Raw genomic sequence first — 8,913 nt, 5'->3', positions numbered from 1 at the left:
CGGTGATCACGTCGTCGCCTTCCTGACCCTGCAGCTCGTCCACGCCGAAACCGCCGGCGATGGTGTCGTTGCCGGCCTGGCCATAGACCAGGTCGTTGCCGGCGCCGGCGTCGATATTGTCATGCCCCGCACCCGCATAGATGATGTCGCGCAGGTCGGCGCTTGATCCGCCGCCGATGATCCGGTCATCGCCGTCGCCACCGTTGAGCGTATCCGATCCGTCGCCACCATCCAGCGTGTCGTTGCCCTCGTAGCCGACCAGGCGGTCGTTGGATGCCAACCCCGAGACACTGTCATTCAATTCGGTCCCTTTGAGGTCGTCTGCTTCGGGCGTGCCGGTCAGCGTCCGGCCGATCCCGTCACGCTCATTCAGGTCGGCCTCGTCCAAGGCGATATCGTTGAACCGGAACCGCTCTACTCCGGTTACCGTGTCTCGCCCTTCGGAGGTGAACAGGACAAAGGCTTCGTCTTCGCGATAGACGAGCAAATCGGAGCTGGAGGAGTCAAAAACGGCCTCGTCTTCGCCCAACCCACCATCGAGACGGTCATTGCCGGTGCCGCCGTTCAGGGTGTCGTTGCCAATGCCACCCGATAGCAGATCGTTGCCGCCAAGACCCACCAGTTCGTCCCGGCCCGCCAGCCCCATAATGAAATCGCGATTGCCATTGCCGGTCAGCGCCTTGCTTAGCCTGTCGTCGATTGCAGTGTTCGCCGATTTCTCGAACAAAGAGATCGTTTCTTTCTCGTACTCGGGCAAACTGTCATAATCGGTGCGACCGATCTGAATGCGATGGGTGTCGCGGAATTCAGAGAGCGGATCGTTGGCCAAAGCCCAGATGCTGGCCCAATAGAGCCCCGGATCATGCTCGGCGCCGAAACCCGTGGAAAATTCAGTGTTCTCGACATTGGGGAGGTCGATCTGGGTCAGCCCATCCTCGAAGTTCACGTTGGTCAGCAGCGTCAGAACTGTGGTGAGCGAAGGTTCAGGCGAGACCCAGCTTTCGCCGGCAAAGGTGACCCGGTCTTCACGATGTGAAAGCCCGATATAATAGCCGGGCGCATTTAGCTGCATAGGCGCCAGAGGATTGCCGGTGAGTTCAGGAATGGCCGGATCGTATTGCAGATCGAACCCTTTGAAGGGAAGCGAGTCGGTATAGACATCCGGGTCGATCCCGGCCGAGGCCAGGGAGATAACCGCCAGATCTACATCGGCCGACACACGGTGGGCATCGACCGTGGCAAAGATATCGGCCATCGACCCGCCCAGAGAGTGGCCGGACACGACCAGACGATCAATTCCGTTGCCGGGGTCGTTCACATAGGCCAGTGCTGCCTCTATCAGCGCGTCGTGTGCCACATACTGATCAAACAGCCCGTTGCCGCCCCAAGCCTGTCCGCTCAGCGCCAGTGGCCAATCTGAATCATCGGTGCCGCGAAAGGTGAGCGCAACCGTGCGGCTGCCATCGGCCATCGTGCCTTCGGCAAGCAGCCCTTGCGCCGCCCACAAGAGACTATTGCGGCCCTCGAACAACCCGCCGCTTTGGAACCGGGCGTCGTTGTCAGAGACATAGTTCTGCCCCAAGTTTCCTTCGGTCAGAACGGTCCAGCCGCGCTGTGACAGGTAGCCCCTGTAGTTGTCGTCCCGCCCGTTGTCGCTGTTGTCGCCGTTGTAAACACCGGGCAGCAAGTCATCGCCGTAGACGACGCGTGCCATGAAGGCGCCCAGTTCGATTTCCGCTAGGGAAGTGGTGACCGTTCGCGCGGGTTCGTCCGCGCGCGAGACGCCAAAGAGTTCGGTACGGCCCAGGCTATCGCCGCGGTTGATGCGAACCTCGATTTCCTGTTGGCCGGTTGTCGACACAGTGTAGGAGATGGTTTCAGGGTCTGTTTGCCCTGGCAACAGGCCGCCCGAATAGGTGTCTTCTCCGATTTTGCTGCCATTGACATAGTAGCTGATCGAGAAGGGCGCCTGATAGCTGTCGCTCTGATTGGTTACCTCGGTCTCGATCACGACACTCTGACCGGCGATCGCATAGCCAAAGGCGGAAATATCGCTGACAAACAAATCGGGAAGGTCGGGGCCGACGCGATATGACTCGGTTCGTGAGTTGTTGCTGGTTCGACTGTCACCGTCGACGTCGACGATCCGCACTTCTATGGAATTCGCGCCTTCTTCGGTCAGCGTGTATTTGATGGTCTCGGTATCGGTCCACCCGCCCGGCAGGCCCAGAGACAGTGTGTCGCCGCCAATGAGCGATCCGTTCACGTAATATTCGATGCCGAAGGAGCCTATGCCCTTGTTGCCGATGTTGGCCAGCTCCGCCTCGATCTCGATTTCCTCGCCGACGTTCAGATCGCCGATGACGCGGATATCTCGGACCGTCGGATCGGCAAAGTTGTAGTCGATGTCGACGTTGAGATACTTCATCTGTAGCGTTACGCCGGTGTTGTTGCGCACCTGTAACTGCCAGTTTCCCTGCACCTGCTGCCCGTCCATGAAAACGGAGATGTTGGAGACGGAATCGGTTCCCCAGAAAGAGATATCGTAGTCGTCGGATCGGTCGCTGTCGTTCCCGTCATCGGTGTCCTTACCGATACCATCGAAATTGTCGTAGACGCGGACGCGTCGCCCTTCGGGTGAGATCAGCCAGATATCGACATCCCCGAGGTCGACAGCAGCGCCGTTGTTGTAGTTGATGAAGAAGTTCAGCGAAACGTTCTCGACCTCGGAATAGGGCAAGTCACCAAGGACGTTAAAAGAGAAATAGCGGTCTCCACTACCGATGTTGCGTGTAAAGGAGCTGTCATATGTGGCGGTCGGCATAATTCGGTACTCTCAACAATGACCGCGTTCCGGGCACAATTCAAAAAGTAGCAACCCAGAAGACGGCAGAAAAATTTCTATGCCGACAAACTAAGGCCAAACTGGAAAAGCGGCTCAATGGCAAAGAATATTATGAATAGTGCGTGCATGTTTTGGCCCGTGTCAACAAATACTGGCGTTTGCAAAGGATTGCGCTTCGCTCAGGATCAAAGAAAAACGCCGCCCCGAGGGGCGGCGTTTGCGGTTCGATCGCTGGCAGGGACTAGAAGCCCAAGCCTTCGTATTTCTTCTTGAACTTCGACACGCGACCGCCGGTGTCCATCAGGCGGGACGAGCCACCGGTCCAGGCCGGGTGCGACGAGGGGTCGATTTCCAGCGACAGGGTGTCGCCTTCCTTGCCCCAGGTGGATTTCATCTGGATGACGGTGCCGTCGGTCAGCTTGACGTCGATCAGGTGGTAATCGGGATGGATGTCGTTTTTCATCTTTCCGCTCCTTACGCTTCGGCGTCAGCCTTGGGTTTGTAGTTGGTGACTTCGGCGATACGGGCCGATTTGCCACGACGCGAACGCAGATAGTAGAGTTTCGCACGACGCACACGGCCCCGGCGGACAACGGTGATGCTGTCGATGTTGGTCGAATAGAGCGGGAACACACGTTCCACGCCTTCGCCGAACGAAATCTTGCGAACGGTGAACGAGCCGGCGATGCCGCTGCCGTTCTTGCGGCTGATGCAGACGCCTTCGTAGTTCTGCACGCGCGAACGGGTGCCTTCGGTCACCTTGTAGCCGACGCGAATGGTGTCGCCGGGTTTGAAATCGGGGATATCTTTCCCCAGGGCGGCAATCTGTTCCGCCTCGAGCTGTGCGATAAGATCCATCGCTTTTCTCCTGGTTTGCCCGTGGTTCTACCCACGAAGATATGTGCGTCCCGAGAGCTCGTGGTCTTCGACCGGGTCCGCCGCAGCGCCCGCCCGAGATCGGATCGTCCGTTTCTTCTGTTCGGTCTGCCGCCCCGGTGGACCGGTCGAAGAAACCGGATGGGGCGCGGAAACAGGCCAAACGCCCGGAGCCGCCAGAGGCGATTCCAGACCGGCCTCGTTTAGGCGCAACCGGGGCCGGGATCAAGAGTGTTGCAGGTTCTGGAGCGACTTTTTAAGGCAGGTCGGCAAAGGTCCCGCCGATTTTCGCTTATCCCCGGGCGGGTGGTTGCTTTTGGCCGGCGCCGCGCCAATCTCTGGGGCAGTACCGATTTCAAATCACGGTTTCACAGCGAGTCATTATGCGATCCCTGCTCCTTCTCTCCGTCTTTCTTACCCTGATGGCCGCCTGCGGCCGCCGCGCGCCCGAGCCCGAGCCAGTCGCAGCCCCTGACCCGATGCGCGCTGAACTGGCGCAACTGGTCACATATCCGAAATTCGGTGATGCCGATCCGCATCCCTGGGACGGGCGCGCGCCGCACAGCTATCCGATTCACGGGATCGACGTATCGCGTTGGCAGGGCAATATCGACTGGCCGACCGCCCGCGCGGCAGGTGTGAACTTTGCCTATATCAAGGCGACCGAGGGCGGCGATGTCGCCGATCCCAAGTTCGCCGAACACCGTCGCGGCGCGCAGGCGGCGGGCGTGCCCTGGGGCGCCTATCACTATTACTATTTCTGCCGCCCGGCTGCGGAACAGGCGCGCTGGTTCATCCGGCATGTTCCGCGTGGCGCCGATCTGCCGCATGTGCTCGACATGGAGTGGACCCACCGCTCGCGCACCTGCCCGCTGCGTCCCGAAGGCGCCAAGGTGCGGGCCGAGGCACGCAAGTTCCTCGACATTCTGGAGGCGCATTACGGGCGCCGTCCCATCATCTATACGACGGTCGACTTCTATCGCGACACTGGCATCGGACAGTTGCGCGATGCCGAGTTCTGGCTGCGCTCGGTCGCGGGCCATCCGCGTCAGGTCTATCCCGGCGCCTACTGGACCTTCTGGCAGTATACCGGCACCGGGCTGATACCGGGGATCGAGGGCAAGGTGGATATCAACGTGTTCCGCAGCGCCCCCGATATCTGGCTGCGCTGGAAGGCCGGGTTGATCGGCTAGGTGCGCCACCGCTTCCCTCGGCCCGCGCCTTGCCCTATGACAGCGGCCATGAGCACACCACCCGCCCGATCCCATGGCCGCAAGGCCATCCGCCCGACGCTGCAACCCCGCGAGCTGATCACCGACACGCCCGATCTGCATGGCGTGTGGAAGGCACGGGTGATCACCCTGTTTCCGCAGGCCTTTCCCGGTGTTCTGGGCGAAAGCCTGACGGGCCGCGCCCTGCAAGAGGGGCTTTGGCAACTGGAGACCATCGAACTGCGCCAGTTCGGCATCGGCAAGCATCGCAATGTCGATGACACCCCGGCCGGCGGCGGCGCCGGCATGGTGTTGCGCGCCGATGTGCTGGCCCCAGCGATCGAACGCGCGATGCAAGGCGCCAGCGGCAACTGGCCGCTGATCTACTTGTCGCCGCGCGGCCGCCCGATGGATCAGTCGCTTATGCAGTCGCTGGCGCGCTGTGACGGGGTCACGCTGATCTGTGGCCGCTTCGAGGGCGTCGACGAGCGGGTGCTGGAGCATTACGGCATTCAGGAGGTTTCGCTGGGAGATTTCGTGATGACCGGTGGCGAGATTGCGGCGCAAGCCCTGATCGACGCCACCGTGCGGTTGCTGCCCGGCGTGCTGGGCAACCAGGCCTCGACCGAGGAGGAGAGTTTTTCCTCGGGGCTTCTGGAACATCCGCAATACACCCGCCCCGCCGAATGGATGGGCCGCCCCATCCCCGAGGTGCTGATGTCCGGCCATCACGGCAAGGTAGCCGAGTGGCGCCGCGCCCAGAGCGAAAAGATCACGCAGAGCCGCCGACCCGACTTGTGGCGACGCTATCAAACGCCGAAGGAAGATTGACAGCTCCTGTGCCGTGATGCGCAGATAGGGGTGAGTATTTGCAATAAGAGGGGAAAAAGTTGTTTTATGGAAAGCTTGACGGTGAAAATGCTGACCGCTTTCGCATCGCGCTAGAGACGCTGCAAGAATTGTTTGGCTCGGTCTACGCCTCAGACAATCTGATCGGGTTGCAACGGGCAGGCGGGTTTCGCGAGGACAGGAAATTCGTTGAAACGCTGCGCCGAAACGCCCAGACAAAACAGGAGATATCGATTGCCTGGCGGCTGCATACGCTGCTCTGGGCCGCCCAGAACGTGATGCAACTGCCCGGCGATTTCGTGGAATGCGGAGTGTGGAAGGGGTTTTGTTTCGCGTTCCTGACCGACTATCTGGACTTCGCCAAGTCTGACAAGACGCTCTATCTCTATGACACCTATCAGGGCATACCAGAGGCAATGAATTCCGAGAAACGTTCAAATCAGGCCTATGAACAGGACATCGCCGATGATCCGAATGCGATCCTGAAGGTGGTGCAGCAGCGCTTTGCCAAGGTCCCGAATACGCGGATCGTGCAGGGCATGGTGCCAGACAGTTTCGCCCAGGCCTGCCCCGAGCAGATCGCGCTCTTGCATATCGACATGAATTCGGCGGCCTCGGAAATTGCTGCGCTGGAGGCGCTGTTCGACAAGGTGGTGCCGGGCGGGATGATCGTGTTCGACGATTACGGCTGGACCGGCTACGCCGCGCAACGCCACGCCGAAAACGCCTTCATGGCCGCGCGCGGGCACACGGTGCTGGAGATCCCCACCGGGCAGGGGTTGGTGATCAAGCACTGAGGGCGCGTGCCGGGCTCGGCTGGTTGCGCCTCGGGACTTGGGCGGCTGCTTTGCATGTAAACGCGGACGTCCGAAACCTGTAGTCAGATTGGCTCCGGTCTATGCTTGAGACGCCCATTCAGACACGACGGCCCACCCCAATGCGTTGGTCCCGCAACAGCTAACTGCCGAGACTTGTCCCGCCGCCGATGCGGTGCACGACTGAGACACCGGCGAAGCGCAACACGAGCATCCGGCAAGCATGCCCTTCTGTGCGATGCCCGATACGTCAGCAAGCGCATACAACGGCTTTGTTGGCGATTTTACTGTATCGCGGGGTGGCGACAATGACGCGCGGTCGAGATCGAAGTCGTCCGATACAGGGAAGATGTCTCCTTCAAGTACGGTTCCCCAGATGCCGATGTCTTTGATTTTATCGGGCTGCACCTCGAATGGGTCCTCTTCAAGGATGGTGAAATTCGCCAACTTGCCGGGAGCGAGCGAGCCAATCTCGCCCTCTAACCGAAGGGATTGGGCAGCATCAATGGTCACAGCCCGCAGCGCGTCTTCGACAGATAAACGGTGTTCGGGGCCGGCCACGCGGCCAGATACGGTCGTCCGGTTCACACCAGCCCATACCAGGAACAACGGTTCACCGGGCGCCATCGGAACGTCTGAGTGGAAAGAGATCGGGATACCGTTGGCCTTGATCGGGCCAAGGGGCACAATGTCGTCTGCACGCTCTGGACCGAGTCCAAGCTCGCTATATCGATCTGACAAGGCGGTTACGTAGTAAGGATTGCCGCTGACGATGCAGCCCAGATCGGCGATCCTGTCTGCTTGGCCTTCCCGCGCATAACCGAAGTGGACCAATGTCGTGCGGTGATCTGCCCGCGGGTTCCGGCGCATGTTTCGCTCTACAGCGTCCAGAATCAAATCAACAGCTAGGTCACCAGTCTGGTGGATATGTATTTGGTAGCCTGCATCCCAATAGGCATCGAACACGGGGTCGAATTCGTCCGGTTGCATGATCCACTCGCCGTGGAAATCGCCGCCCACATAAGGCTCCGAGACCTGCATGGCCAAACTGTAAATAGCGCCATCGGCAAAGAGTTTCACCTGCTTCGGCATGAAAGCCGTCTTGCCTTCACCCCAATCGAGCAGCTTTTCGGTTTCCTCGATCATGGAGCCTTTCTGGAAATGCAAGGCTGCCAGAGATTTGCCATCGGCGATGAAATACATCCGGAGCGGTGCGTCAGACCCCGAGAAGACTGCGTTGGTTGCCTCTTGGAGAGGTCGAGACAGCACACCTCCCGGTTCCGCTGCAACCGTGACGCCTGCGCGGTGCATATACTCGCGCGCCAGCCTCAGGCCGGCGCCCAGGCGCTCTGGTGTGGCAAGCACTGGAGCGACCGCGGGAAGGACGGCGAACATTCCTGCTTCGAAGAAATACCCATCTTCAAAGCTCGATTGCTCAAGCGCGAGCCCCGCAAAGCCATTCACGAAGTCTTGGTTGATGCCCAGCCGCTCCAGAGCGGGGGTGTTAAGGATCAACTCGTGCGCAGATCGATGGACTATGATGATCGGGCGCGTGCTGCTGATCTCGTCGAGTTGTGCACGCCTGATCTCGCCATGAAAGAAGTGGTGATACCCCCATGTCAGCAACAAGGCGTCAGGATCATCCAATGCCGCTTCAGCGGCTTGCAAACGAGACTTGTATTCCGCCTCATCCTTGGCGGCCTTCGAAAAGCCAGTCGGAAGGTTCCAATCCTCGATCGATATGATCTCGGAGGTCAGGGTCAATCCAGCGAGGAAAGGATGCACGTGCTGGTCGATCAAGCCAGCAATTATGACTTTGTCGGAGAACCTGTCGTCCAGCCGAAAGGGCTGCGAGCCGATCCGGTTGACGATTTCGTCGCGGGAACCAGCGGCCAGAACACGGTCTCCGACCACGGCAACCGCGTTTATAGCTGGGTCGTTGTCCTCCATCGTTATGACGCGCTGCGCTATGTAAACGGTGATCTCGGGCAGTGCGTTGAGATGGCTGCCAAAATCCTGCAATGACGAGGCGGCGTGAGCAGGCGTGGCATTGGCAATCGCGATCATCGACGCGCTGCCAAGAATGGTTATTGCTGTGCGACGGGTGAAATCTGTTTTGGTCATTTTGTCCAACGCTGATCGAGGTAGAAATATTTCTGAGCCTAACACCAACATTTTCTGAACAAGAAACGAAAAAAACAACCGAGCTTGGATTGCGCGCCAAGTCTCCAAATCAAAAAGAAATTCGGATTTGACGACTGCCCCGACCGCTTTGGGCTTGAAGCCGCCGTCATTCGCCGCTGCGCTCAAAAGCCCT

Annotated in this window: 7 protein-coding genes; 3 read left to right on the top strand and 4 right to left on the bottom strand. The window is 59.6% G+C overall.

Annotation, left to right across the window (positions count from 1 at the left end; all coding sequences use genetic code 11):
* The 3 genes from MB818_RS12240 to rplS all read right to left on the bottom strand — a co-directional run.
* On the bottom strand, positions 1-2,824 hold a 2,824-nt coding region (locus MB818_RS12240), incomplete at its 3' end, for a CARDB domain-containing protein (RefSeq protein ID WP_304622097.1).
* 262 nt (positions 2,825-3,086) lie between these two features.
* A complete protein-coding gene (gene rpmE / locus MB818_RS12235; protein ID WP_234139893.1) occupies positions 3,087-3,308 on the bottom strand; it encodes a 50S ribosomal protein L31 in 222 nt (73 codons plus the stop codon).
* Positions 3,309-3,319: 11 nt separating this feature from the next.
* Complete coding sequence (rplS, locus tag MB818_RS12230; RefSeq protein WP_234139892.1) at positions 3,320-3,703, bottom strand: 50S ribosomal protein L19; 384 nt, start codon at positions 3,701-3,703, stop codon at positions 3,320-3,322.
* Positions 3,704-4,104: 401 nt separating this feature from the next.
* Between rplS and MB818_RS12225 the strand changes: the two genes are divergently transcribed.
* The 3 genes from MB818_RS12225 to MB818_RS12215 are packed head-to-tail and all read left to right on the top strand — an operon-like array spanning position 4,105 to position 6,578.
* Entirely contained in the window at positions 4,105-4,914 is an 810-nt protein-coding gene (locus MB818_RS12225; protein WP_234139891.1) for a glycoside hydrolase family 25 protein, read from the top strand.
* A gap of 48 nt (positions 4,915-4,962) precedes the next feature.
* Complete coding sequence (gene trmD / locus MB818_RS12220) at positions 4,963-5,763, top strand: tRNA (guanosine(37)-N1)-methyltransferase TrmD (protein WP_234165801.1); 801 nt, start codon at positions 4,963-4,965, stop codon at positions 5,761-5,763.
* A gap of 59 nt (positions 5,764-5,822) precedes the next feature.
* Positions 5,823-6,578, top strand: a complete 756-nt coding sequence (locus MB818_RS12215) for a TylF/MycF/NovP-related O-methyltransferase (RefSeq protein ID WP_234176554.1) — start codon at positions 5,823-5,825, stop codon at positions 6,576-6,578.
* A gap of 99 nt (positions 6,579-6,677) precedes the next feature.
* Here MB818_RS12215 and MB818_RS12210 read toward each other — a convergent pair whose 3' ends face one another.
* Positions 6,678-8,906 (bottom strand): amidohydrolase, encoded by a 2,229-nt coding sequence (locus MB818_RS12210; protein WP_238905233.1) that lies wholly within the window; start codon positions 8,904-8,906, stop codon positions 6,678-6,680.
* Between the last annotated feature and the right edge of the window lie 7 nt (positions 8,907-8,913).

Origin of the sequence: Ruegeria alba (assembly GCF_022321465.1) — a bacterium.
Lineage (GTDB): Bacteria > Pseudomonadota > Alphaproteobacteria > Rhodobacterales > Rhodobacteraceae > Ruegeria_B > Ruegeria_B alba.
This window is presented reverse-complemented; position numbering and strand designations above follow the sequence as displayed.

What these genes read in the sequence shown, in the direction of transcription:
- rpmE (WP_234139893.1), bottom strand. Translation starts at nt 3,308, where the DNA reads ATGAAAAACGACATCCATCCCGATTACCACCTGATCGACGTCAAGCTG.
- rplS (WP_234139892.1), bottom strand. Translation starts at nt 3,703, where the DNA reads ATGGATCTTATCGCACAGCTCGAGGCGGAACAGATTGCCGCCCTGGGG.
- MB818_RS12225 (WP_234139891.1), top strand. Translation starts at nt 4,105, where the DNA reads ATGCGATCCCTGCTCCTTCTCTCCGTCTTTCTTACCCTGATGGCCGCC.
- trmD (WP_234165801.1), top strand. Translation starts at nt 4,963, where the DNA reads ATGAGCACACCACCCGCCCGATCCCATGGCCGCAAGGCCATCCGCCCG.